The sequence below is a fragment of the Methanococcoides sp. DA23 genome (genome assembly GCF_057593895.1).
The window spans coordinates 937776-964651 of the sequence record NZ_CM172520.1; the positions used below are offsets into that span (position 1 = coordinate 937776).

26 protein-coding genes are annotated in these 26876 nt (G+C 39.5%); 13 read left to right on the top strand and 13 right to left on the bottom strand.

Annotated elements, in window-relative coordinates:
- Positions 1–14 precede the first annotated feature (14 nt).
- Complete coding sequence (locus AC20MK_RS04665; protein WP_487356821.1) at positions 15–221, bottom strand: integrase; 207 nt, start codon at positions 219–221, stop codon at positions 15–17.
- 275 nt (positions 222–496) lie between these two features.
- Here AC20MK_RS04665 and AC20MK_RS04670 point away from each other — a divergent pair, with 275 nt between their 5' ends.
- From AC20MK_RS04670 to AC20MK_RS04680, 3 genes are all read left to right on the top strand, one after another.
- Positions 497–763 (top strand): hypothetical protein, encoded by a 267-nt coding sequence (locus tag AC20MK_RS04670; protein ID WP_487356822.1) that lies wholly within the window; start codon positions 497–499, stop codon positions 761–763.
- A 132-nt stretch (positions 764–895) separates the two neighbouring features.
- A complete protein-coding gene (locus tag AC20MK_RS04675) occupies positions 896–1606 on the top strand; it encodes a GLUG motif-containing protein (protein ID WP_487356823.1) in 711 nt (236 codons plus the stop codon).
- 21 nt (positions 1607–1627) lie between these two features.
- Positions 1628–3640 carry a fibronectin type III domain-containing protein gene (locus tag AC20MK_RS04680; protein WP_487356824.1) on the top strand — a complete coding sequence of 671 codons (2013 nt, stop codon included), beginning with the start codon at positions 1628–1630 and terminating at the stop codon, positions 3638–3640.
- A gap of 499 nt (positions 3641–4139) precedes the next feature.
- Here AC20MK_RS04680 and AC20MK_RS04685 read toward each other — a convergent pair whose 3' ends face one another.
- Positions 4140–4784 carry a MarC family protein gene (locus AC20MK_RS04685; RefSeq protein WP_487356825.1) on the bottom strand — a complete coding sequence of 215 codons (645 nt, stop codon included), beginning with the start codon at positions 4782–4784 and terminating at the stop codon, positions 4140–4142.
- A 222-nt stretch (positions 4785–5006) separates the two neighbouring features.
- On the opposite strand from AC20MK_RS04685, the gene AC20MK_RS04690 reads away from it, so the two are divergent.
- From AC20MK_RS04690 to AC20MK_RS04700, 3 genes are all read left to right on the top strand, one after another.
- Complete coding sequence (locus tag AC20MK_RS04690) at positions 5007–6089, top strand: PAS domain-containing sensor histidine kinase (RefSeq protein WP_487356826.1); 1083 nt, start codon at positions 5007–5009, stop codon at positions 6087–6089.
- 24 nt (positions 6090–6113) lie between these two features.
- Complete coding sequence (locus AC20MK_RS04695) at positions 6114–6356, top strand: ATP-binding protein (protein ID WP_487356827.1); 243 nt, start codon at positions 6114–6116, stop codon at positions 6354–6356.
- A gap of 660 nt (positions 6357–7016) precedes the next feature.
- On the top strand, positions 7017–7643 hold the full coding sequence (locus AC20MK_RS04700) for a hypothetical protein (RefSeq protein WP_487356828.1): 627 nt from the start codon (positions 7017–7019) through the stop codon (positions 7641–7643).
- A 26-nt stretch (positions 7644–7669) separates the two neighbouring features.
- Here the strand turns inward: AC20MK_RS04700 and AC20MK_RS04705 are convergent, their stop codons facing one another.
- From AC20MK_RS04705 to AC20MK_RS04715, 3 genes are all read right to left on the bottom strand, one after another.
- Positions 7670–8260, bottom strand: coding sequence for a toll/interleukin-1 receptor domain-containing protein (locus tag AC20MK_RS04705; protein WP_487356829.1), 591 nt, complete (start codon positions 8258–8260; stop codon positions 7670–7672).
- A gap of 105 nt (positions 8261–8365) precedes the next feature.
- On the bottom strand, positions 8366–8497 hold the full coding sequence (locus AC20MK_RS04710) for a hypothetical protein (RefSeq protein ID WP_487356830.1): 132 nt from the start codon (positions 8495–8497) through the stop codon (positions 8366–8368).
- A gap of 458 nt (positions 8498–8955) precedes the next feature.
- Entirely contained in the window at positions 8956–9300 is a 345-nt protein-coding gene (locus AC20MK_RS04715) for a hypothetical protein (protein WP_487356831.1), read from the bottom strand.
- A 218-nt stretch (positions 9301–9518) separates the two neighbouring features.
- On the opposite strand from AC20MK_RS04715, the gene AC20MK_RS04720 reads away from it, so the two are divergent.
- From AC20MK_RS04720 to AC20MK_RS04745, 6 genes are all read left to right on the top strand, one after another.
- On the top strand, positions 9519–11687 hold the full coding sequence (locus tag AC20MK_RS04720; protein WP_487356832.1) for an oxidoreductase: 2169 nt from the start codon (positions 9519–9521) through the stop codon (positions 11685–11687).
- 479 nt (positions 11688–12166) lie between these two features.
- Positions 12167–13279, top strand: coding sequence for a uroporphyrinogen decarboxylase family protein (locus AC20MK_RS04725; protein WP_487356833.1), 1113 nt, complete (start codon positions 12167–12169; stop codon positions 13277–13279).
- Between the two features lie 46 nt (positions 13280–13325).
- Positions 13326–13799 carry a DUF7479 domain-containing protein gene (locus tag AC20MK_RS04730; protein WP_487356834.1) on the top strand — a complete coding sequence of 158 codons (474 nt, stop codon included), beginning with the start codon at positions 13326–13328 and terminating at the stop codon, positions 13797–13799.
- Positions 13800–13834: 35 nt separating this feature from the next.
- A complete protein-coding gene (locus tag AC20MK_RS04735) occupies positions 13835–15322 on the top strand; it encodes a radical SAM protein (protein WP_487356835.1) in 1488 nt (495 codons plus the stop codon).
- 67 nt (positions 15323–15389) lie between these two features.
- A complete protein-coding gene (locus AC20MK_RS04740) occupies positions 15390–16547 on the top strand; it encodes a phenylacetate--CoA ligase family protein (protein ID WP_487356836.1) in 1158 nt (385 codons plus the stop codon).
- A 123-nt stretch (positions 16548–16670) separates the two neighbouring features.
- Positions 16671–17366 carry an MIP/aquaporin family protein gene (locus AC20MK_RS04745; RefSeq protein ID WP_487356837.1) on the top strand — a complete coding sequence of 232 codons (696 nt, stop codon included), beginning with the start codon at positions 16671–16673 and terminating at the stop codon, positions 17364–17366.
- A 114-nt stretch (positions 17367–17480) separates the two neighbouring features.
- On the opposite strand, the gene AC20MK_RS04750 is transcribed toward AC20MK_RS04745, so the two are convergent.
- The 8 genes from AC20MK_RS04750 to AC20MK_RS04785 all read right to left on the bottom strand — a co-directional run bounded on the left by AC20MK_RS04750 (position 17481) and on the right by AC20MK_RS04785 (position 26058).
- Complete coding sequence (locus AC20MK_RS04750) at positions 17481–18233, bottom strand: DUF5714 domain-containing protein (RefSeq protein ID WP_487356838.1); 753 nt, start codon at positions 18231–18233, stop codon at positions 17481–17483.
- Positions 18234–18264: 31 nt separating this feature from the next.
- A complete protein-coding gene (locus AC20MK_RS04755; protein ID WP_487357060.1) occupies positions 18265–19092 on the bottom strand; it encodes an SDR family NAD(P)-dependent oxidoreductase in 828 nt (275 codons plus the stop codon).
- Between the two features lie 5 nt (positions 19093–19097).
- Entirely contained in the window at positions 19098–20507 is a 1410-nt protein-coding gene (locus AC20MK_RS04760) for an aldehyde dehydrogenase family protein (RefSeq protein WP_487356839.1), read from the bottom strand.
- Positions 20508–20539: 32 nt separating this feature from the next.
- Positions 20540–21403, bottom strand: coding sequence for a hypothetical protein (locus AC20MK_RS04765; protein ID WP_487356840.1), 864 nt, complete (start codon positions 21401–21403; stop codon positions 20540–20542).
- Positions 21404–21594: 191 nt separating this feature from the next.
- The gene (locus AC20MK_RS04770; protein ID WP_487356841.1) at positions 21595–22260 is read right to left on the bottom strand and encodes a corrinoid protein; all 666 of its coding nucleotides are present in this window, start codon (positions 22258–22260) and stop codon (positions 21595–21597) included.
- 429 nt (positions 22261–22689) lie between these two features.
- On the bottom strand, positions 22690–23472 hold the full coding sequence (locus AC20MK_RS04775; RefSeq protein ID WP_487356842.1) for a helix-turn-helix transcriptional regulator: 783 nt from the start codon (positions 23470–23472) through the stop codon (positions 22690–22692).
- Between the two features lie 39 nt (positions 23473–23511).
- Entirely contained in the window at positions 23512–25155 is a 1644-nt protein-coding gene (locus tag AC20MK_RS04780) for a sensor histidine kinase (RefSeq protein ID WP_487356843.1), read from the bottom strand.
- A 240-nt stretch (positions 25156–25395) separates the two neighbouring features.
- Complete coding sequence (locus tag AC20MK_RS04785; RefSeq protein WP_487357061.1) at positions 25396–26058, bottom strand: SagB/ThcOx family dehydrogenase; 663 nt, start codon at positions 26056–26058, stop codon at positions 25396–25398.
- A 58-nt stretch (positions 26059–26116) separates the two neighbouring features.
- Between AC20MK_RS04785 and AC20MK_RS04790 the strand changes: the two genes are divergently transcribed.
- Complete coding sequence (locus tag AC20MK_RS04790; RefSeq protein WP_487356844.1) at positions 26117–26836, top strand: DUF434 domain-containing protein; 720 nt, start codon at positions 26117–26119, stop codon at positions 26834–26836.
- Positions 26837–26876: the final 40 nt, after the last annotated feature.

Sequence of the window (26876 nt, forward strand, 5' to 3'; positions counted from 1 at the left end):
CCATTCCATTTTGATTATATGGAAAACTTCTCCCTAATCCTGCAATATTCATCCTTCGCTTGCTGCACCTTATTCAAATAATGTGCACTTCCAACTGTCACTGCTGCTCTACCTTGAATGAAGTCTGCCAGACTTTCGGTAACACCTTCCTTAATCATAAAATTAAGATGCCATTTGCGTATGGTCTTCGCAGAAACACTATCATAGCGAATTCCCTTCATGACACTTTCGTAATCCTTTAACTGATAATCTTTTTTATATTTTGTATACTACATTTGAAATTCTTATCAAAGAACATCTCAACCGCGGCTCACTTTTGCAATTTATTTATAACAGCTGCATAGTTCGACTTGCCATATTCATGTGATTGAATGCTGTTTTTTTCATTTATTGGCCAACATAAATTAAAAAAGTTTAAATATAATATATAATGTTTGGACATAAATATAATAGATTAATATTTATCATCTTATAAATTTATTTAGAAAGGAATACTATGAAAAAACTAAATGAAAATATGAATAAAATAGGTTTCTGTTCATTATTGTTATTAATTGCTATATCGATGTCCCTTACCGCAAATGCAACTCCATTTGCAGGAGGAAATGGTACTGAATGGAACCCATATCAGATATCAACAGTTGATCAACTTCAGAACATAAGTGGCCATCTGTCGGCTAATTACAAATTGATCAATGATATTGATGCCAGTGGTACAATCAACTGGAACTCTGGTGCAGGATTTGAGCCTATTGGAAAATAGTCAAATAAATTTCAAGGTACTTTTGATGGTCAGGGATATGAGATAACCCAACTTTATATTAACAGACCTTCCAAAGATCATGTTGGACTGTTCGGATATATAAGATCACCTTCCAAGATCAATAATGTTGGTTTGGTAGATGTCAATATTAACGCTCACAATTATGTAGGTGGTCTTGTTGGAAGTTCTTATTGTGTTGGTGGTGCTATCACTCAGAGTTATGTCACCGGCAAAGTTACTGGTGAAGATCGAGTAGGTGGTCTTGTTGGATATTCTTCTGGTACTATCACTCAGAGCTATGCCATCGGCAATGTGACTGGTGAAGATCGAGTCGGCGGTCTTGTTGGACATTCTGATTATGGTACTATCACTCAGAGCTATGCCACCGGCAATGTGACTGGTGAAGATCGAGTCGGCGGTCTTGTTGGACATTCTGATCATGGTGATATCACTCAGAGCTATGCCACCGGCAATGTGGCTGGTGAAGATCGAGTCGGCGGTCTTGTTGGATATTCTGATCATGGTGATATCACTCAGAGCTATGCCACCGGCAATGTGGCTGGTGAAGATCGAGTCGGCGGTCTTGTTGGACATTCTGATCATGGTACTATCACTCATAGTTATGCCGCTGGTAAAGTGAATGGTGATTCTAAAGTAGGTGGCCTTGTTGGGGATAAGGGTGGTTCTGTCATCATAAGTTACTGGGATAAACAAACCTCTGGTCAGCTTTCAAGTGCTGGTGGTACAGGCAAGACGACAGCTGAAATGAAGACACGATCTACATATTCTGATTGGGACTTCACTTCGGTCTGGAACCTTTGCAACGATGCAGCGAGTTCTTAGAATGGCGGCTATCCATACCTTTTGAGCAATCCTGTCGAAGTTAATACAGCACCCCATGTAGCTATCATTGCACCGGGACCATCTGCCAGCATATCAGGCATATTCTTTGTGAATGCTGCTATAACTGACAGTAACGGAGATGCTTTTGTATCCAATGTCAGCTTAAACAACATCACAGGCAACGTTGCCTTTTATGATAACCTTCCACAGGATATTCTGTCTGTTGGTTTTGACAGCAATTTGTTCGCAGATGGTGTCTATAACATCACATGGGAATCGTGCGAGAATGAATCAGTTTCACTTCTCTGCACAAGTGATGTCATTGAGATCAAAATAGACAACACTGATCCTTTAATCGATTTCAACGATGATGCCACGGTTGCAGGCAACTACAACAGGGACTGGGTCTTTGGTAACATAAGTTTCAGTGATGTCTGGATCGATAGTTCTGCTATCCAACTGTACGACGACAGTGGTCTGGTTGCTTCCAATGCTTCAGACGTATCACCCCATTCCTTCAAATTCACAGGCCTTACTGATGGCTCCTATAAAATGAACGCAAGTGCTTGGGACCTTGCAGGTAACATCAATTACATAGAGAGGGAAATTCTTCTGGATACTGCTGAACCTTCGATCACCCATGGATCAGGAACACCATCAGGCAACTTCAGTCAAGACTGGATCCTGGGCAATGTCATAGCATCAGACAGTTCTGGAGTTAGCAGTCTGACAATATCACTTTACAATGATACTGCACTGGTAGGGTCTAACACTACATTAGGTGGTAACAGCCTGACCTACAATTTCACAGGACTTTCTGATGGCACCTACTACCTGAATTCTACAGTGTTCGATCAGGTGGGAAATGCCAACACCAGCTCAACATTGACCATTACAATTGATACCACAATTCCGTTGATAGGCTTCAATGATGGGACAACAGATGCAGGTAATTTTAGTCAGGACTGGATACTTGGCAATATCAGTTTCAGTGATAACTTGCTCAACAGTTCTGTTATCTACCTGTACAATGAAAGTGTTCTGGTCACTTCCAGTGCTTCAGATGTATCTCCATATTCCTTTAACTTCACAGACCTTGCTGATGGCTCCTATAAGATGAACGCAAGTGTTTGGGACCTTGCAGGTAATGTGAACAATACGGGTACAAGGGCAATATTGCTGGATACAACTGATCCTGAAATAACATTTGATGCGTCCACACTGGAAGAAGGTAATCATCCGCAGGACTGGATATTCAGTAATGTAACAGCATCGGACAATCTCGGAATAGCAAACATCATCCTTAATCTGTACAATAGCACAGGACTGTTCAATTCCACATCTTATTCAGGGAATATCCTGTCAGTGAACTTCACATCACTGCCATCAGGAATGTACTACCTGAATGCAAGCGCTGAAGATTTTGCAGGAAATATTGTGATGACGGATACGACGATATATGGTATCGATACTATTGATCTGGAACTAACCAATGTAGGCGTAACATCCCTATCTGATGATTCTGCAACTATTGCATGGGATACGAACGAGAATGCAAACTCCACAGTTTACTATGGGCTGGATGCAGATCTGACCCTGAGTGTTTCAAAAACACTATTAACAGTGGACCATAGCATCACACTCGATAACCTCGGGCAGAATACACTATATTACTACAAGGTCGAAAGCTACGACATATTCGGATTCAATAATTCATCTAAGATCGGTACTTTCACTACAGGTCTTAAAAAATCGAGTAGTGATGGTAGTGGCGGTGGTGGTGGTTTCAACTATTACCATGAAGAACCTCCGGTAAGTCCGCAGAAAGATGATGGAGACTTTATGGTCACAGAACTGGAAACCGATATGAAATATGATGTCGAAGAGGAATTTCCAGTAGATATGGATCATACAATTGAAGTTGCAGAAAGCAGGGCAACAAGCTCTAGGTGGTTTATTCCTTTGATCGCAGGAATACTGGGTAGTTTGTTCATCGTCATCTGGAAGAGAAGGAAAGATGAAAATGAAGATTAAGAAATGAAGTAAGGACATCTGTCCTTACTACTCTTTTATTTATATTATTCACATTATAAAAGTTCTTTTAATGGCCAATGATCTATCAGTCATTTATTTCCAATGGAGCTTCTTTCAGTTCATAGGGAATGCTTTCCTGTAAAACATTTTCTTAATAATACTTTCTGAATATATTCAGGGCAAGAGATTCAAAACCTTATGTTACATTTTCCTTTTAACTCAAATTGATACGACAATTAGCACTTATGTGGGATCATTTTTGGCGTTTCATTAAGGTAGCTACATTCTACTTGATCAAGTGTTTTCAATATTCTATAGGACCTTGCATGATCCTTGGTAATGTTCATTGTGAAGTTCAGATTCAATCTAAATGATTCAGGTCCAATTAATAGTATGGATGTGATCTCTGATGCATCTGATATTAAAAGCGACACTAATACTGGTACATTTTAAGGTCTAAAGAGACTTTGAGTTAAAATAAAAGAGATTAGGAAAAGGTTCAAACTGGCAATGAAGCCATGCTCACATAAAGTCCCCAGATCCCACTGGCGATCATGTCTACTGAAATTGCACCCAGGAACAGACCGAATAGCCTGGTGAGCACCAGCATTCCATTATATCCCATTTTTTTGTGTATTCTCCTGGAAAAGAGAAATGTTACCATGGCTATTGAATAGGTTAGTACTACTGCGAGTGTTATGAGCAATTTATGCTGAACCAATTCCGCATTTTCTGTAAGAATTATGGCTGTTGTTATGGTACCAGGACCTGCCAGTATAGGCATTGCAATTGGGAAGATCCAGATATCTTCACGCTCATAGGATGCATCTATCTCTTTATCAGTAATGCTTTGTCTTGAGATCTTGGCATGCATCATATCAAAAGCTACCATTAAAAGTAACAGGCCACCGGCAACTTTCAGTGAATCAAAACTGATCCCAAGAATCTCAAGGATCGTGGTTCCTGTAATAATGAAGAATAAGGCAATAAAAAATGCCAATGTAACAGATTTTTTTGCAATTACGTTCTTTGCACTTAAGCTCAAGCCATTGGTTAGCGTTATAAATGTGATTACTCCGGTGATAGGGCTTACAATAACAAATAATTTGATAAAAGAATAAATGAAATAACCGACATAATCCATTCGTTAATAAAAGTACACCTTCGTTATAAAGAAGGCGATTGGAGCATCTTTTTTATAGAAGTGTAAACTGGGAAGTTGCTAAAGCCAAGTACATTCCTGATTGTGGTCATAATTTGCTTGAAGCGGAAAATTTAAAATTAATTAGTTAAGGGTGTACTCTGGTGAAAGGGATGGAATAACAGCATCATATAATTATAAATATAATAATATCTCTATATGCTGTTGGGAAATTCAATGGGTACACATAACAATCCACAAATCGTTGTTCGTGATATATTAATTATTTTAGTTTTAACCATAATTGTTGGGATCATCTCTACAACATTTAATCTATTTGAAAAAATCTTCTTTGAACTAAATGTATATGATCAGTATGGGATATATGAATTATCTTTAGCAGGTATATTTTTAATAGCTTCTCTCTTTGTTTTTTCCTATCTCCTTTATCTTGAGGTGAAAAGTGCATCTTTCAAATTAGCTGAATCTAGTACTAATTTTCAGGATATTTTTGACAATTCCAATGGTTCAATAGTCATTTTTGAAGAGGATGGATCTATCGTAAATGCAAACATGACAACTTCATTAACACTGGGTTATAGCAAGGGTGAGCTATTGAACATGTCTATTCACGATCTATATGTTTCTCCTCTAAAAATAAAAGATCTCAATGATGAAAATGTTCAATCACATAACACATCTTTCATATTGGATACAGAGGCCATTCACAAAGATGGATCCAGGATCCCTGTGGAACTGAGTAGTAGGTCATTCATCTATGATGGTCATCCCTGTGTGATCATCGACGCCAGGGATATTACCGAACGTAAGATTACTCAAATTGCGATAAATGCAAGGATACAAGCTGAAGAAGCTAACCAAATTAAATCAGATTTCATTGCAAATATGAGCCATGAGCTACGTACACCTCTTAATTCCATCATCGGCTTCTCGCAGTTTCTAAATACCAATCCCTTTGGTAATTTGAACGAAAAAGAGATCAAATATTCAGAAAATATCTTGAACAGTGGAAGGCATTTATTGGAAATGATGAATGAAATTCTTGATCTCGCTAAGATCGAAAATGGGAAAACTTATCTTCAATATGAAAAGATACGCTTACCGATCTTCTTTATGGAGATCGAAGAGATGGTAAAACATCTGGCATACAAAAAGAACATTCAAATTTGTAATCAAGCTCGGTATGAAAGCATTGAAATGTATGCTGATAAACTAAGGATGAGACAAATAATGTATAATCTACTAAGCAATTCTTTGAAGTTCACACCTGAAAATGGCAGTATATAGATCAACGCGGTTGATCATAATAATATGATGGAGATCTCTGTATCTGATAGCGGGATAGGCATTCCCAAAAATATGCATGATGAAATATTTGAGAGCTTTAAACAGGCTGATCCTTCAATTACGAAAAAATATGGAGGTACAGGGTTAGGATTGACACTGGTTAAGCAATATGTTGAGATGCATGGCGGAAATATATGGGTTGATAGTGAAGAGGGCTCAGGGAGCACTTTTACTTTTGCGATCCCTTCAAATTCGGACTTTCATTAATATCTCTTTGGTATCAGGACAGGCAATTAAAGCTGGAGTTCCAAATACTATTAATACTAAAAATGGCAATTATTTGTATAAATGTGGTTTTTCTGAGTTACCTATGACTACCGAATTGATATGTGTAGTAGAAAAATAATATAATGGCAGTGATCAGGGGCCGAATTGCCGACCTCATCGGGCAATCATTGGGCGACCCTACCCCACTATATCCTCCCATCTCAGGTCGACCTAAAGGATTTACAAATGCCAAATAAACTTTGAATATTTATGGGCTTTCATACCCAATGGCTTTCTACCTTCTGATTCACTGCCTCACCGTACTATTTATGGTACGGTAATAGATAATATGTTTTAAAACTATTAAGTGATTTTGATATACAACCTGGTAACAAAAAAGGATCTGACTTTGTCTAGGTCTTCTTTCCTAAAACTGAAGGATCCTATATATATTTAATCATAATAAGGTCCATGTGTATGTTTCCAACAAAAAACACAAGAAAATGACTGTATTCTGATTAACAAGTACTAAATATTTTGGTGTAGTTGTACAAGTAGCTAAAAACAATGCTAGCTTTTAATGATCGAATAAGAGATGTTTTTCACGGGATAAAAAAGAAAGGATCTCAACATAGAAATGTTCAAATTATTAGAGGTTCAATGCAGGCAAAAAATGAAACACTGATCCCATCAAAAAGAGATGATCATGAAATTGGGACAGTTGTTCACCATGGTGGTAATAGGAACATCCTGATACTCGGGCTAATTGTTCTATTCATAGTTTCATGGTCAATTCTACTTTTTTACCATCCTCCGGGAGAAATAGTCGAAAGGCTGGGAGTACGCAACGTTTACATTTTTGTCTTCCTGCTGGCTATGATCGGTGGAGTTTCCACATTAACCTCCACCACATTCTACACGGCCTTGATAGCAATAGCTCTGGGAGGGGTAAATTCGATCGGGATCGCATTAGTTGCAAGCTTAGGTCTTACTTTTGGAGATCTGGTATTCTACTATCTGGGTACAAAAAGCAAGCAATGCGTTAAGGGAAAATATGCAGGTACTATATTTCGCCTGACAAAATGGATGGGACGGATCGATGACAGAATAACTATGATGCTAATCTTCTTTTATTCATTGACCCCTCTTCCAAGTGATGTGATCGCAATAGCACTTGCAATAGTGGGATTTCCATTCCGTAAAATGATCGTTCCGTTGGTTGTGGGTAATTTTACCCTTATTTTTATGCTCGTTGAGATCTCTAAATTAGGATATAGTTTGATCTGAAGGGGTTGAAAGTATTGATAGAACATTCATTCGGAATGCTCATGTGAGAAAGTTTCCGGGGAACGAGGTCTGAATGTCCTTGGATCCAGGAAAAAAGCATTTTCACAGTAGCTGCACATGGTCTTAAGATCCGAACCTTCGATAATAACCTTCTCGACTTCTTCCTGAGGCGTTATGTACTGCGTCATTTCCTCTCCGCAGTGAGGACATTTTATTTTCAGCCATTCCAGATTGGTGAGCTGCCGGATGTCCTTTATGACCGCTCCCAGTGCATTTTCATAGTTATTCCTATAAAATCTTATGGCTGGCAGATGACCTATTAAAACCGGAAGTTTCTCTCCGTATTCTAACAATGGAATGATCAACTGATCCGTACCCACAGCCAGACCGATCTCCTGGTTCACTTTAGGTGATAATAATCCATCCATTGAAAGAATGACGATCATGCAGTCCGAATGACGAATACCAAAGCTGATAAGCTCTGCCTCGGAGAGCGATTCGGCCTTGTTGAGCGAAGATGAAAAGCTTTCCAGGTTCACCGCCAACAAGGCATCTTCCAGTTCCTGGGCCAGGCCTTTGTCCTGTTCTGAGTGGGAAATATATACTCTGTTTATCATGGCTATAAACCTTCAAATTACCTCTGCTTTTTCCAACAGCATTACATGTAAGCAATGATCTCAGCTTTTAAAACAGAGGTCTTTGCCCCATATCTGATATTTAGATCAATCCTTCTTATCCCGTGGCTTTTTGGTTGGTTCGGGATATGGAACTGGTTCAGGTGAAGGTTCTGGTTCCGGTTCTGGATTAGGTAGTGGTTCTGGCTGAAGTGATGAACTATCCTTTTCTTTTTGCAAAGTTATATACCCCCTATGTTCAATTAATAATTTGAGAGCCTTTCTACTTAAGACTATACTTTAATGGAACTGAGGGGATAGTATAGTTAACTTATTTCAGATATACAGAACTCCTACCATTACTAACATCGGTAACTGAAATACCCCTTTATAGACATTGATCTGGAGTCCTGATTTGTTCTGGCCATCGATCCAAAATCAACATCTTAGGCCATGATATGCCAATAAGGCAGAGTTCTTAGAAAAAGGACGAAGTCATGATCTGAATTAAAGCTCTATCTGATCAAGACACCTTCAAGTCTGTCTCCTCGACTATATCGATCGCACGTTAGTTCTCATCAGATATGAGGAGGTGATACATTTCCGGGTTTTTGAAGGGCGTGTACTGAAATAAAAATAGGACGAGTCTTCTGTTACAGATTCGTCTAATAATAAATTCGCACTGTGGAAATGATGTTTCATTCCCACGGACTATATCCGAATGTATCCTGATAACGTTGTACTACAGATCCCATATAATTGGATGCTATCCTCGAAGAGTTTTTAGACATGAAATTATTCAATGGGAATTCACTATCGCAACTTGTACAACGTGCATTTTCACATCCGGTTATCGAACTTGGACAGCCGGTACAAAGTTTTGCTCTTGAGTAAAATAGACTAAAAGATGTTCCACATTTCGGACATGTTATCATTCTGTTCGCATCAAACAGATTTTTACTAACTCCTCTTCGCTTTAATTCATCAGAATATCTTTCATCTCGACTCATATCGTCCATTAATTTCTTCTCTTCTATGTCCATTTGTTTTACCTCACAAACATGATTCACTAATGAAAAAAATGCTTGTTGAGATATATATAACGACTCATCTTCGGGAATCAAAGCCTTTGATATAATCAAAACCATTAATATAATAGTGATCAATGCAAAGTAATATTACGTCTAACACGTTTCCTCGAAGTTAATTTTAAACATATCTGTGCAAATTATATTTTCATAAAATACGTAGGAAGAAACAGATGGCTTTTGAAAAATTGTTCGAACCTTCGAATATAGGTACATGTAATTTGATGAATAGGGTCATTATGGCTCCAATGGCCAACATAAATATGGCTGATCCTATTGGGCGTCCTACGGAAAAGATGATCGCTTACTATAGAGAGCGAGCAAAAGGTGGTACCGGTCTATTGATAACGGGTCTGGTCCCCGTCTCTTTTGGAATTGACCCTACCGTTTCGGAAGACAATGATACTACATATTTTCCACGCATAGATGGCACTTCAAGGACTCGTCTTTCGGGATGGAGGGACTTGACTTCTGCAGTAAGACCCTATGGTTCTAAAATATTCATTCAACTATCTGCCGGGCTTGGCAGGGTTGGTTCTCCTGAGCCTGCTTTGAAAGGGAAGGTCTTAAGGTCATCTTCATTTAACAAGAATTTTTACGTTCCACAGATCCCACATTTTCCACTATCTGACAGAAAAATAAGAAAGATCGTCAAAAGCTTCGGTCAATGTGCAGTTAATGCAAAAGTTTCTGGTTTTGACGGTGTCCAGATACATGGACATGAAGGTTACCTAATGGACCAACTAACCTCTGATCCGTGGAACAGACGTAAGATAGGCAGGTACAAAAATAAGTTCCAGTTCGGTATCGATGTTGTAAAGGAGATCAAAAAAAGATGTGGTGAAGATTTTCCCATAATATATAGGATCGACCTTACTCAGGCCTTAGAGGAAAGTTATGGTAAAGAAATTTTTAAAAAGCAATTTCGTGGAAAGGAACGCAGAATTGAAGAGGGGCTCGAATTTTGCAAAGTACTTCATGAGGCCGGAGTGGATGCATTTGATGTGGATAAAGGCTGTTATGATAACTGGTTCTGGCCTCATCCTCCTGCATATTTTGATGATGCCATCTATGCTGAAGAACTCGCTGGCAGATTGAGATCTTATTTCTGGAAAGAGAACATCGATGCAAAAGTGATAGCTGTGGGGAAACTGGGAAAACCTGAATTTGCTGAAAAGGTCCTGGACAATGGATGGGCAGACTATGTTATGCTTGGAAGACCCCTTCTGGCCGATCCTAACTGGACCAAGAAAGTGAAGGAAGGAAGAGTAAATGAAATAGTACACTGCATCGGGGATCAGGAAGGCTGCATTGAATCGTTCAAGATGGGCGGTCATTCCTGCTGTACGGTAAATCCCTATACGGGTTTTGAGGATTGCAAAAAATTGATCCGAACGGATGTTATGAAAAGAATTGCTGTTATAGGCGCAGGACCGGCCGGTTGTGAGGCTGCAATAACCGCACACAAAAGAGGATATGATGTAACCCTTTTTGAAAAAACGGACCATATCGGGGGTCAACTTCATTTTGCCGGGAAAATGGGGATCAAACATGATATCAGACGTTACCTTGAGAATCTTCAGTTTCAACTCGATCTATTGATAGAGGATGGCCTTAAAGTTGAATTCAATAAAGTAGTGACTCCTGATGATATCAACAATAAATTCGATGTGATCCTTTGTTGTACCGGACTGGAAACTTCAATACCTAATATAGAAGGTCTGGAAAGTATCCGATACGCAGAAGTTCGCGAATTTCTTAAAAATGATATGGATATTCCGGATGGTGTGAAAGATGTTCTGGTAATAGGTGGGGGAATTATGGGATGTGAAGTCGGCTATTCTCTTGCTTATGAAAAAGACCTTAATGTAGTTGTTGTCGGGAAGAACAAAGATCTGATCCCAAAGACAGTTATGGCGAACAGATCCCAGATGTTATGGATGATGATGGGAGAAGGTTCACCTTCCGGGAAAAAAGACGATGTCTTGAAAACACCTATCAAAGCTTATAATGCTTCGGAAGTAATACGTTTTTCAGGAAATAAAGCCTATTTAGCTGTGAACAAAGGTAGAAAAGCTCCCTATACACCATGGAAAGCACTTATTCCTGAAAATGTGAATAATCCGTTTGAAAAAGATCTTGATCCTGGCAATGTAGAGGAACTGGAACTAAATGCTGATCTTGTTCTGTTTGCAACTTCCGGCAAACCCAATAATTCCCTGTTCAACCAGTTACTGAAAGAGAATTCAGCTAAAGAAATATATTCTATAGGAGATTCAAGCGAACCCGGAAATTTGTGGAAGGCAATTACAAATGCAAATGAGATTGCAAGAAATATCTGAATGAAATTACATTAACTTTTGATCACATTATTTGGATTTGAGTGCATTATCTGAACATTCAAAACTATGACCGCATATTTGTAATATTGTCTTTTTTCGTTTTTTTATTTTCATAAGATCGATCAATTGATCCAAATGTTATACCCTAAGGTATTCATGGGTTTGATATTATCAAAGCTGTTATTTTTTTTCATCAGATGGTTTTCTAACATGGCTTAGTTTCTGAATACATGCTGTTGAATGATCATAATTTGAACCGGGAACAGGTCTTTGACAACGCGAGGAGTGTCGATTTCTAATTCCGGGTTATTATATATGTTCTCAGTAAGATATCAATTATTAGTCAATAGAACAGCATCTTCATTCTATTGATATGGATCGAAGAAAGATACAACATCGGTGATCGTGAGTGGTAACTTTGGAAAAATTTACCACTCAGACTATTGATACGAAATATAAACATATTGGGTGATAAAATCATGCCGTCAGAAGATTATGCACCAATGGATAAAGATTGGCTAGAAAATGCAGGGAATTTATGGACTACTCCGTTTGTAGATACTCCCTCGGAAAGAATAATTGTGGATCCGATAATTCTGTCACATGCAGCAAGCGTTTTCAAGAAAAACGTTGGCTATTTTTGGCAAAATCCGGCAGAAGCAATGAGAATGGTCTGTCATACATGTGAAATGTATGATGTGACTCCGGTAGGTCATTACCTCTATGCGGATTATTGGGGTGAAGATTACGGAGCTAAAGTGAAGGTTCAGGCAAATGCACCTCCAGGCATTACCAAACGTCCAATAAAGGATGCTACAGATGTCGATAATTTTGAGGTATTAAGCCCTGAAGATCTTGCAAAAGGTCCTACACTGACAAAACATTTTGAAGCATTGGATACATGTAAAAATGAATTCCCTCAAATGTTCGCTCCGATCACTCAGCTGGCTGGCTCGATGGAAGTGGCAACAAATTGGGCTTCCATTGATGATGTATTCATGTGGATGATGACTGAACCTGAATTAGTCGATAAGCTGACATCCAAAGCTACTGATCACATGGTAAATGCCTGTAAAGCTACAGCTAACCGCTATGGTGCAAACGTAATGATCACAGGATCAGTAATTGCAAGTGGCGATCTGATGGACAGGGACCAGATCAAGAGATTCGGCTATAATCCAGTCTCAAAAGCTGTCCGAAAGATGATGAATGCAGGTGCAGGTCCTGGGATATATTACCACCTTTGTGGAAATCACAGTGATGATTATGATCTATGGAAAGATGCTCCAATGAGTCCTTTCACTGTTGTTCAGATCGGATATGACGGTAATGAGATTTTCCCAGCATCAAAGCTTGTCGAACACTTTGGTAACAGGTGTACTTGTTTTGGAACAGTTGATACTAAGTTGATAGATCGTGGTACTCCAAAACAGATATATGATCAGGCAAAAGAGCAGATCCTTGCAGGAAAGGATAGTCCGAGAGGATTTATCATTGGAACTTCCTGTGAATGCCCAACGAATGCTCCTCCTGGAAATGTTCATGCACTGGTGAAAGCTGCAAAAGATTTCGGGAAATATGAGAAGTTCTAATGTTCGAAATACATGGTGTAAAAGGTAAGATAAGGAGTGTTATTCTATGGATCTAAATATATCTGATGAAACGAACAGCCTGTTGAAAGACAATGGGTTTAGAATCGAAGAAATCCAGGAGATTATCGAGAGTGCGGAATCCAGTGGTAACAAACTGAAGGATGCAGACGGAGAAGTTTTCATTGCAAGAGGCGATTCTGATAATCTGACGACCTATGCAGTTTATTCTCCTCTCGCAAATGGTGCATTTGAGCTGAAAAGCGCATATGCCCATAAGATGAAAGTTGCCGGATTGACCGGTGGTTCTTTCGTTGAAGTCGAATATGATGACGAAAGTGGATGGACCTGTCACAAATGTAACGAAGAAGCAGTGGACAGGAATGTTGATATGACCTATCTGGATGTTTCAAGACCAGGGCCTGGTATCGTTTGCCCCAAATGTGGTGATATCTATATTACTCAGGGCGTTACCAAGACACTGAAGACAGCCGAATCCATCCTGGAAGAAAAAAGAGCCTGATAAACCTGTGTAACTACAACTCCGGGAGGGATAAGATGAAACAAATTAGTACAGTTGGTAGCCTTTGTCCTGAGTGTCTCAGGACCATCGAGGGTATCAAATTTGTAGAGGATGGCAAAGTATACATTAAAAAAGAATGTGCTGAACATGGTAGTTTTACTACACTCATTTCCAAGGACGTAGACCACTACCTAAAGATGGAAGAGTGTTTCGACGTAGATCGGGCGAGAGTTAAAGCACCTTTGACTGATGTAAATAAAGGCTGTCCTTATGACTGTGGCATCTGCCCCTCCCACAAACAGGATACCTGTCTTGCAATTGTAGAAATAACCGACAGGTGTGATCTGGGCTGTACATATTGTTTTGCAGATTCTACATCTGATGCCAGTAATGATCCGGACATGGATACGATAAGAGGAATGTTCGAAGCAGTAAGATCATGTTCAAATGAACCAACCTGTGTTCAGATCTCCGGTGGAGAACCGACATTAAGGAATGATCTGCCTGAAATCATCAAAATGGCAAAAGAAGTTGGAATCTCACATGTTGAACTGAACACCAATGGTCGTCGAATTGCCCGGGACCAGGATTATTTCGACCGTATAAAAGCAGCAGGCATCGATGCAATTTATCTTGGATTTGATGGTGTTTCGGATGATGTATATTTACAGAGGACCGGGAAAAAGCTGTTTGATATAAAAGCTGAAGTTATCAATAAATGTGAAAAGGCCGGAATTGGGGTTGTACTTGTACCTCTTGTGGCAAAGAACTACAACCTCCATGAAGTTGGCAAGATAATCGAATTTGCAAGCCAAAAGGTCCCAACTGTCAGAGGGGTACATTTCCAGCCGGTCTTCTATTCCGGAAGGTCTCCTGCTGAAATGGAAGGCAGGACTACAATTCTGGAATTGCTCGAAGAAATTGAGACACAAACCGATGGGCAGTTGAAAGTAGAGAATTTCACACCTTCTTTGATGCCAACCGCACACTGTGGAGCAACCTGTCTAACACTTATTGATAATGACAAATTTGTACCATTAACAAATGTATCAATGGGTGCTATGAGCTCAAAGTCAGATGTTGCTAACAAAACCAAGAAATCGATAATGGGTAGGTGGAAAGGTTCAAATCCGGATCAACAACCGCTTTCAAAGCCATCATGTGGTGAACTTCTTAGCAAAACATCGTTGGCTAATGCCAGTAAAAATGATGTTTCGTCCTCTTGTTGTGAAAAGCCGAATAATGCCATTTCACTTGAAACAATTCCCATGGAAAGCTCTTGCTGCCGCTCCAGCGGTGGCTGGGCAGATTTTATTGAAATGAGCATGAACAAATACCTGACCATTTCAACAATGGCATTCCAGGATGTGTGGTCATATGAAAAGGAACGTGTTGAGAATTGTTGCATACACGTAGTGACACAAGATGGAAAACTGATCCCTTTTTGCAATTACAATCTTAGCAATTGTAATGGTGATTTCCTGTATCGTAACAAGAACAAGGTAATTGGAATGGACGATTGATATCTCCATTTCTTTTTGATCGAAATTATGGAGTTTAAGTTGTGATTTGATAATAGTAACGGAGGTAATGAGATTGAATCTTCCTGAAAAGATCAGTACATCCATTCGAATGAATGTAGCAAAAAGAAAGCTGGATTCCAGAAAAATAAAGACCATACATGGAAATCCATTGGAACAGTGGGGCGTAGCTAAGATCAAAAAAGATATTGGTAAAGACAAAGAGTTGAAAAAACTGTTTGATGGCCAAGATCTTGACAGGGATGATATAAAAGCATACAAACTTCTGAAATTGAAGGAACTGATGGATTATGCATCTGAGAACAGTCCGTTCTACAAGGAGCTGTATGCAAAAGAAGGTCTCGAATCCTCCCAGATAAACACATATGAAGATCTGGCAAAGATCCCTCTGACCGACCAGGACCAACTGGCATCCCATCCCTATCATTTTCTCTGTGTTTCCAGGAAGGAAATTGCCCGTGAGTTCACAAGTTCAGGAACTACAAATATGTTAAAAAGAGTAGCATATACGCAGGGAGAGTTGCTTGAGATCGTTGATTCTGTAATTTCCGGGTTGAAGATGGCAGGAATGGACTCCAATGAGGACACTTTGCAGATCATGTATCCCACAATAACAGCAACCTGGGACCCCGGACTTGTTCTAAGCAGGGCCTGTGATCTTGCAGGTTTCCGTTCTGTGATAAATGATTCCGTTGATGCACAGAGCCAGATCAACACCATAAAAGAACATGGGACGACCGTAATTATCGGCACATCATCGTTCATCTATGATTTTTCAGTAGCGGCAAACAAGATCGAAGATCTAATGGATCTTGGTATTAAAAAGATAATTTGTTCATCTGAACCTTTAACTGAAACCATGAGAATGGTGATCGAAAGTGTTTGGGGCTGCAAGGCTGCCAGGCAGTGGGGGATGACAGAACTTGGACTGGCAAATGCTATTGAATGTGAGGGGCAGGATGGTTTACATGTGAATAACCCTGATTTCCTGATAGAAGTTATTGATCCAAAAACCTGCGAGATCCTGCCCCCCGGGGAAGAGGGAGAACTTGTGGTCACTACATTAAGGCGCAGGTGCATGCCTCTAATACGATATCGCACACGTGATATTTCCGCGATCTATGACGGATCATGTGATTGTGGTGCTATTCTGGACCAGAGGATAATGAATGTGAAAAGGATGGATGATCACAAAGTTAGCAATTGAGCTGACAATTTCATCCATCTCAAGAACAGTCGAGTTGCTTTCTGTCTCCTTTGGGAGACATGAGCATTTTTATTTTACTACGAGGTTATTTTTTGTTCTTTCATAAAATATGGAGGGATTTTCTTGGTAAATTCAATAGAAAAAAGTCTGGCAGAATTTATAGGAACATTCGCTCTGGTGCTTGTTGCCGTTGGCTCAGTAAATGTGAATTTCCCCTTCCACGGTTCATTCGATATTTTCGGCATAGCAGCTGCATGTGGTATTATAGTTATGATCGCAGTCTATTCCATCGGAAACATATCAGGTGCCCACATTAATCCTGCAGTAACTGCTTCGCTGTTCGTTACAGGACAAATTGAACTGAAAAATACTATCTCTTATATTGTATCCCAACTGATGGGGGCAATAGGTGCCTGCGTTTTCTTGTCATATATATTTCCCTCAGATGCAGGAAGAATGACTTTGGAAACAACAGTTCTGGCATCAGATGTAACTTTCGTTACAGGCACGATTATCGAAGCAATTCTCACTTTTATGCTGGTATTCACTATTTTTGGAGCTGCTATAGATAACAGAACTTCGACCAAGCATGCAGGAGTCATCATCGGAGCTATTGTATTCCTGGATATCATTGTAGGTGGAAGTCTGACAGGTGCATCAATGAACCCGGCAAGGACATTTGGTCCTGCTCTGGTCCTGGGACATTGGGCAGATCATCTGGTATATTGGATCGGACCACTTGCAGGTGGGATCCTCGCATCGGTCATTTATACAAAAGTATTTTCTTTGAAAACTGATAGTAGAACTGATAATGCTTGAGAGCAAAATTTACTTTTTTTAGTTCCGTTCCAAAAATATCAATTAAAAATAGGAATAAATAAAGTTAATTTCGAAAATGATAAAAAGGTCTGCAATCCATATTGTGTTTAGTGATCAGTTTTTCGTGTCTATGGGTATTACAAATGAGTTATTGTGTTCACTTATCCTGTAAACACAATCCTTGTCACATTGTCCATTGTATTGAGTGTAGTGGCATTCAACATTCGTATCAAATTCATTTATCCAATTGATCCCAAATAGTTCAGATAAATATCTCATCCCTTCCTTCAGAGAAAGCCTGGTAGCTTTTTTGCAACATCGTGCTCCACCGGCATCGGCAATTGCTTTCAATGTTCTGGAAGTTCCCAGGTTTGCATGCGAACGCTCTTTCGGGGTTAGTGGTGTAGCATTCAATAGAACACTTATTGCAATTCCTGTTCCAATACCTCCGCCGCATGCTCCCTGATAACCACAAAATCCTCCCGATACTTTTTTCCCTCTCTTTATACCTTCCATTATTTTGGCATCGTCCTTTTGGCCTACAAAATTCAGGTATGCAGCTATAAGGGCAGCAGGTACAAGCGAGTGGTGTTCAGGGCCATGCATCGGTATTTTTGGATGCGCCATCATCTTTTCTGCGATCAGTATCGGGTTCTTCAGGTCCGTGTTCATGCAAACACTTTCAATGATCTCCAATGCATCTGAGCTGTGACATTTGTCACATACATAATGTGCACTTTCACAGCACATGTAGGTATCTTCTTCAGCTCCACAATAATAGCATTTTGCTTTGCATGTATGATCATGATAACTAATGTCATTACCACAAACCATACAATTTGTTGTTCCTTTTGTTATTGCATCCATTTTACTCCCCTTCTTTTCAAATTTGCGATTATTATTCTCTTAGTTGAGAACGTGAAAGTTTTACCACCCATTTTGTCGGCAGTCGTGAGGCGATAATGTGTATCAAATGAAAAACACGTCCCGGTATGATCATGTCCTTTTTTTTCTGCATTGAACGGTAGGTATCGAGCGCCACAGTTTCAGGCGTTGTTGCCATCCACGAACTGAAAGTTTTCGTTTTCTCCATTCTGGCAGCTTTCTGGAATCCGGTTCCTTTGACCGCTGTTGGACAGACCGCCATTACATGTACTTTTGAACCACGTTCCCGAAGTTCATAATTCAGACCGCGGCTAAATTGAAGGACAAAGCTCTTGCTGGCTCCGTATGTCGTAAAATTAGGATTTGGCTGAAAGGCCGATATGGAAGCCATATTTATGATGTGACCTTCATCGCGTTCCACCATGTCTTTAAGATACAGACGTGTAAGGTCGTAGAGTGTCAGTACATGAAGGTGTAGCATGTCGTGCTCACGCTGGCTGTTTATATCATTTATGAAACCGTATGTTCCAAATCCTGCACAGTTGACCAATACATCTATCCGGGAACAGTTCTCTTTTGAAAATGAATAGACTTCCTGTGAACTTCCGGGTTTAGACAGATCAATTGATCTCAATAAGATTCGGGTGTCTGGATCGATCTTTTGCAGAATTTTGCGAGCATTGATCAATTCTTCTTCCGGTTTTGCTACTAGCAACAACTGATAACCATCTTTAGCAAACAGCTTTGCCAGCTCAAGCCCTATGCCACTTGATCCTCCCGTAATGAGGACGGTTCTTTCATTGTGATCATCTTCCCTTCCATCATTGTTCAGATGTTCCATCTTGATCACATCCACCTGTAGACGATCTTTAAGATATTCTGGATATTTTCAGTGTAAGGGGGATATAACATTCCCATTGAGCCCCATTTCCGCTGCATAACTGCTCGCTCGTTGGAGAATCCCAAAAACCCGTGGAAGCCCAGGGTCTTTCCGATACCGCTGTTGTTTATTCCTCCAAAGGGTAGGTGGGGATTGCTGTAGCTGAGCATATAATCATTAGTGAGAGTGCTTCCAGAGGAAATGTTGTTCATAAAATAGTCTATATTATCCTGGTCCTGGCTAGCAATGTAGAGAATTAATGGCGATGGGTTGTTTTCTATGATAGAATGCACATCTTGCCTGTTGCTGTATGTTATCATTGGCAGCAGAGGGCCGAATATTTCTTCCTGCATTATGTTCATGTCATCAGAAATATTGTCTAATAATGTAGGAGCAATATAAAGTTCAGAATCATCAAAATCACCACCATACAATACTTGAGCATTTTTTTCACATGCATCGTTATACAGTGAACGGAGTCGATCGTAGTGATGACCATTGATTATACGGCAGTAATCGGGACAATTCTGTATCCCATCTCCTGACGGATCATAAAGTTGGTTCAATGCCTTTCCAAACTCTTTTACAAGACAGTCTTTGACAGATTCATGGACTATGAGATAATCCGGTGCTATGCATGCCTGACCGTTATTGATAAATTTTGCCCACACAAGATTTTTTGCAATTTTCTTTACATTTGCTGTTTCATCGATGATTGCCGGTGACTTTCCACCCAGTTCCAAAGTAACACTGGACAAATGGCGTGCAGCCCTGGACATTATTACTTTTCCAACACGTGGGCTGCCTGTGAAGTAAATATGGTTGAAAGGAATGTCCAGGAGTTCCTGTGCAATTGATTCATTGCCTTGGAAAACTGCGACTTCACTTTCGTCAAATAGCTCATACACCATAAGTGATATGTAAGCTGAAGTGTGAGCAGCCATTTCACTGGGTTTCAGTATGACAGTATTCCCGGCTGCAATGGCATAAACAAGAGGCACCAGTGAAAGATTGAATGGGAAATTCCATGGTGCTATGATAAGAACAACACCCTTAGGCTCATATCTTATATGCGATCTTGTTCCCACAAGTGGAAGTGGCGTGGGCACTTTTTTATTTCTCATCCATTTGTGAAGGTTTCGTTTTATATGACTGATATGTGCCTGAACAATTCCGATCTCTGTAGCTATTACTTCAGTTTCAGGTTTGCGAAAATCGCTATACATAGCTTTGTAAAGCTCTCTTAAACGTTCCTCATCCTGAAGATAGTTCTCGATGCGTCTGAGACGTTCCAGCCGCTGCTCTGCATTCATTCGTGCAAGGTTGGGGGCATTCTTCTTTTGAATTTCAAAGACCTGTTGAATTTCCAAGCACATGATCATTCCTCATTATCAGGAAAATAAAATTCTTAGACTGCAGTCAGCCCAAGCAAAGATAAAGTATAGAATGATGTTAACAAAAATGCGGCAGTTGCCTCTCTTTTTGTCCATTCTTTCTGTCCGTTTACAAATCCTTTCAATGCAGATATGCAATTTATCAGTTGATAATTTCCATGATGTTTTCCTTTCCTTGCTTCTATTACTTCAGCCAGTGACAGGCATATCCAGAGAAGGAATACGTATCCTGCCATCAGGGAAAGTAATGAAAAGGTTGGATGTGACCATGTTCCAAGTGTTTCTCCTGCAGTTTCAGTAAGGACTGTGAAGAAACCTGTAAAGTATGCAAGTCTTAGCATATTGAAATTCCTAAACAGCATAAATACAATTGCAAATTTAATAGATGTGTTTAGAGGGTCCTTTGTCAGATCAAAGTAGCTGTAGTCTACCAGTATGAGCAGAACAAAACTTAAGATAACAAAATGATCTGTAAAATGGAACCATTTGGATCTCGAATATTGTTTTTCGAATATTTTCCAGAGATTGTAGGAGGACCAGAATATCGTTCCATAACCGGGTAATATCCAGATCGGAACATTTCCTATTGCACCACTGAGGTATGTGAAGTATCCGTATTGTACACCCAATAATTCATGTATGTAACCAAAAACGGATGCTATCACAAGGAATATTTTTCCTTCAGTTTTGCTGTTCTTCCAAAAAACGATCCATAGTAAAGAGAGTATAATTGCAGGGGTAATTTCATCTTTTGTCAGTATGTAATATGCAAGAATGCCAAGTATTGTGAAAAGCATGAACAGACAAAAGTACAATGGAGTATTGACAAGTATCCTGCTTTTGCTTTCAATGTATCTCAGGGGAAGTAATCCATTCATAAACAGAACTCCTTGATCTTACACCGATGATCCTTTCGTTGTTTCTAACAAACTTTTATAAATTGAAATGGATCGTCTGTTGATCTTTCTAATTATTTTGTGCCTTTAAAGGTGATGAAGGGATGTCAGGCAGATCTGTAGTCATCTGCTCGACATTCCTTCTTCTGGGATCACAGTATCAACAAACGAATTCAATTCCATCTGTTATCATTCAGTTCGGTGATCAACTCCTTTGCTAACTTTGCAGCCTCCATGGCATCGGTTGCAGTTCCGTCTGCTCCGACTTCATCTGCAAAAGCTTTGGTAACAGGTGCACCACCGATCAATATCTTTACATTGTCTCTGATACCCTGGTCGCGAATGTGTTTGATCGTTGCTTCGATGTTATCCATTGTTGATGTCATCAAGGTGCTCAAAGAGATCACATCTGCTTTGTGCTCAATGGCTGCCTGTGCAAATTCATTTATTTCTACATCCTTTCCAAGGTCCACGGCATTAAATCCGTTTGCTGTCAGCATTGTCTTTACAAGATTCTTCCCAATATCGTGAACATCTCCTTCTACTGATCCGATAATGACAACTGCTGATTTTTCTCCCTCTCCCTTTTTGAGATGTGGTGTAAGAATGCCCATTCCACCATACATTGCATTTGATGCCATCATGAGTTGTGGCATGTATGCTTCCTTTTTGTCGTATTTTTCTCCCATGATCTCCATACCTTTTGCCAGTCCTTCTATGACTGCAATGTATGGATCTATACCCAGTTCCAATGCTTTTTCTGCATAGTTTATTGCATCATCTTTTTTGCCAGTTACAACTGCTTCTGTAAGATTATTGATCACATCATTTTGTTCCATAGTATGCCTCCTTCGTACTGGTGATCAGGGAAGGGTGCTATTCATATGTCCATAAATATCATCCATGACCACCAGGATTTGTGGTGTCAATTACATGATCTTTGGATCGGTGTTATTGACTAATATACAGTATTCGATTTGAGATACTTATAACGATTTCTAACAATAAATCGCTATCAGTAGTATTATCGATGGTGTATTTTCAATTCAAATTGTAGTTATCAAAGACACAATGTTCAGGAACTATGGTGTGGTGAAAAAAAAAGGCAGGAACAAAAATGATGGCGTTGATAATATCAAAAGTAAGAATGCGATCACGGCTAAAAAATGATTTGAGTTTGCCGGATCCGCTCCGACCGTGATCATATATCTGCTTTTGAAAAATATAATTAGATGTAGCAAATTTAAATGCTGGGGATCCCAGTTTGCTTATTTGATCTTTTCTGCAATTTGCTTATAATGTTCGAAAAGCTCTTTTCCCCATGAAAGTGCACTTTCTTCGAAACAAAGTAATTTCTTATGGTCAAATACACCTTCGTTGTTGAAAAATGCTATCAATAAAAGGTCATCTGTTATTGAAAGTGCGCCCAGTTTTGCTGCATCATCCTCAATAATATACAAACTTGAATTTTTTGATTGCATCATTGTGTTGTATTGCTCTTCATACTCCTCTTTTAGCCTTGTGTATACTGATCTCGTAAGAATGAGAGTAAAGTTTGTTTCTCTTCTACCTAGGTCTGCATAGTTTAACGGACAGGAAGGGCAGAAATATGAATAAAGTGTTAATACGTTTTCTGCTTGCTTTAGACTTTGCAGCAATTGTTTTGGTGGTTCGAACAAATGGCTAAGATCCGGTTCGTGGATAAGCACTTCTCCTAGGTCTCCAATGTTATCAAGAGATGATTCGGGAAGTCCACTTAGATCTCTGCTTCGCCAGTATTCCTTGTTCCCTTCCAGTACATTGAGTGTTTTAATCAATGGAGCTATTTTTTTAAGGACAATTCGTCCGACGTAGGTCAGTTTGTAATCATCACCTTTCTGTTCAATAAGCCCCTGTTCGAGAAGGATCTTTACCTGAGCCATTATTGCGCTGGTGCTACCTTCAAGTGATTCTTTTATATTGTCTATTGTGGTTGGTCCACTCATCAGCATAAGAAGGATCTTTTTTCTTTTTTCTGATAAAAATACAGTACTTACTAATTCAGATGTCATGGCAAACCCCTTTATTATTAATTAAATCAATTGTTATATTTATAAAGTTTCATCTCTTGGCAAACTGATGTGAATTGCTGTCCCTTGGCCTTCTTTGCTTTCGACCCGGAGTTCTCCACCGTGGGTCTCTATTATATTTTTACACAGATAGAACGTTGATTTCAGCTCCTCATAAACTTTGCTTGATACAGAACTGTCTTCCTCTTGAATCTGGTAAAATCTGATGAACAGGTTTGATATAATTGGTTCCGGGATTCCAAAACCATTATCTTTCAGGTCAAAATTAACATTATTATCTTCTTCAGATACTTCAATGCTAATATTTCCGCTTTCAGGGATGAACTGTATAAGACTTTCAATAACTCGTGTAAGTACTTCTGTAATTTTGTCCTTATCAGCCGTTATGGTGGTAATTTCATCAGGTATTTTTTTTGTTAATGTTATGTTCTTTTCATTGATCCTCAAAATAACATTCATCTCAGCATTTTCAAGAATTGAACGAACATTTACCTGGGATGGGTTGTAGTTCTTCTTCCCAAATTGTTCCACGTCTACATATAATAAAGAATCAACAATACTCTTTAATTTTTCAGAGCTTTTTATTGCGATCTCCACAGCTTTGTTTTGTTGCTCGTTTAGTGACCTGAGTGTTTCTTTTTCTACAAAACTCCCTTCACATATCAAAGTGGATAGATCTTCCTTGCTCTCTATGAATTCCCTTTTGATGCTGTTTATTGATCTCAGGTCATTGTTTGCTTTTTCAAAATCTTTCGAGAACAATTTCAGGGCATCTTCCAGTTCTTTACGGTGAATGATATTCCACATATCTTCGAATAACAGCTTCAGTTGCTTAACATCGAAATCCTCATATTCGGACCTTTTGTTTCCCACTCCTACGACTGCCACGATCTTCTGCCCGTCATATATTGGAACATTCATGTGACGGATAAGGTCCAAGTGCGTTTCAGGGTATATTCCTCTTGATGAGCTTGAACGGGGATCGTTGGTAATTACAGGTTGTCTTTGTCTGATGGCTTCCCACCATAATCCGTTTTGTTCAACAGGATAAATTCGCTGGTTTGTTTTAAGATCGCAGTTTTTGATCGCAGTTCCAGCCACGGAATGTATTGTAAGGATATCTTCAGATTGATCCAACAATGCAAAGTATCCAAATTCACTTCCTGTGATCTTGAGACTTTCTTCAAGTGTGAATTTAATTATTTCTTTTACTGAGTGAGCACTCATCTGATTAAGTTTGAGAAGGGTTTCCAGGCGTAATTCATTGATACGTAGTGCTTCTTCTGTTCTTTTATTCTCTGTGATATCAAAAATAATTCCCTGGACGTGATCTATATCTCCATTCTCATTTCGTATTATCAGTGATCTCTCATCGACCCAGCGTACATCTCCGAATTTAGTTATGATCCTATACTGACGTGTAAATCCCACACATTTGCTTTTGTTAGTATATTCTAAAAAATTCTCTTTTAATTGGTCGATGTCATCAGGGTGGATTATTTCTGCATATTTTAATTTCCCATCCTCAAATTCTTCCATGTCATAACCAAATAGGAGTATGTTCTCTGATACAAAATCAACAGTCCAGTCCTCATCGGTTCTCCACAAGAATATGACTGCTTGACTGCTGTTTATAATTGTTTCGATATCTTCACTATTGATCATCTAAGCCCCATTTCCTTTTTTGTTAGAGAATATATAATTATATATTTCTCTTCCATTTTAGAGTTGTATTATTTATCATCTTAATGTTCGAGCGGGAACGATCTTTTTACAGCGAATATTCAATGATAAGATGTGCTGTATTTGCTTCGATAGTAAGATAGGATCGCTTAAGTTTTAAAGTATTTGTATGATATATAAAATTGAAGTGATGTATATAAGGTACATGAGTAAGGTATGATGTCACAAATACCCTATCGGCAATATCAGCAATGGCTCTTCATTGATTGGCAGATTAATGATAGAAGCAACCTTCGCATCATCAAATGCACCCGTCACACACGTCCCAATGCCAAGTGACATTCCCTGTAAACAGATGTTCTCAGCAGCGCAACCCCCTTCTATATGTACATACCTGATCCCGCGTGTTCCATACTTTATCGTTGTGCGTGAGTAATCCGCTGCGATCACGACAGCCGCAGCAGCATCCCTTATATGTGGTTGTGACAACGAAGCCCTGCAAAGTTCATCCCTTCTGTCAACATCACAGATCTGTATCAGTGAATGCCTGGAGGGAAGATATCTGTACACACCAACGTCCAGTCCCTTTACATTGCCAGTGATCAGATATACCTCAAGCGGATAAAGGGCACCTGCTGACGGTGCTGTCCTAAAGAACATGTCCTGTGTCATCCCTTGCGCAGCCCACAGAATTTGGGACACATTCGAAAGAGACAGCTCATTGTTGGAATAGGAACGAACGGACCGCCTTTGAGTAAGGGTCTGTTCGATTGAAATGTTGCCAGTAAGGACCGGTTCTGGAAGTTGGAGCTCAGTCAATGGGTCTGCAGGGTCTATCTCTGCACCAAGCTGGTCATTCTCATCTCTATCAACATCTCTATTCATCAAAATAATAGATTGGTGTGCGACATCTATAAATCTTACTCTTTGCAAACTATTTGCAATGTCTGATAGACAATTACTTCCAGCCGATCAGCTGAAAGAAAAGCTTTCAGAACCTGCAATTGACATAAGGTATCTTCTCTCCAGAGGATATAAGAGAAAGAGTGCAATTTCCTTTGTGAGCAACCATTACCGATTAACAGAACCAGAAAGGCAAATACTCACAAGGCTTGTTTTCTCACCTAAAAGAGCAGACCAACGCAACAAGAAGAAGCTCGAATGCTCCCAATTAAAAGGATGCGATGTCTTTGTTGACGGCTATAATGTCCTGATAACCATAGAGACCGCACTCAAAAATAATCCCCTATGGCTTGCAGACGATGGATTCCTGCGGGATACAAGTGGAATATTCAGTAATCACAAGATCACGGATACTACTTGCATGGCAGTCGATGAGATGTTATCAACACTCTCGACTTTGAAAGTGAGGTCAGCCAACATCCTTCTTGACTCCCAGATGAGCAATAGTGGAATACTTGCAGAGCTTATTCGCAAAAGGTCCAAAGATCATACATTCAAAGCAGATGCAAGGACCTCCAAACATGTGGATCTCGATCTCAAGAAAGTGGGAGCACATGCAGTAATAGCAACTGCTGATAGCGTAATAGTGGATGCCGTGGAAAAAGTGGTTGACATCACGGAATGCTGGTTGAAGCAGAATTCGAGATCATTGGAGGCCTTTAGTTTGAATTCACATATAGTAGATAGGTTCGAAAATTGAGGTAATGTATTTTTGTGGTTGATGATAAAAATACAAATCA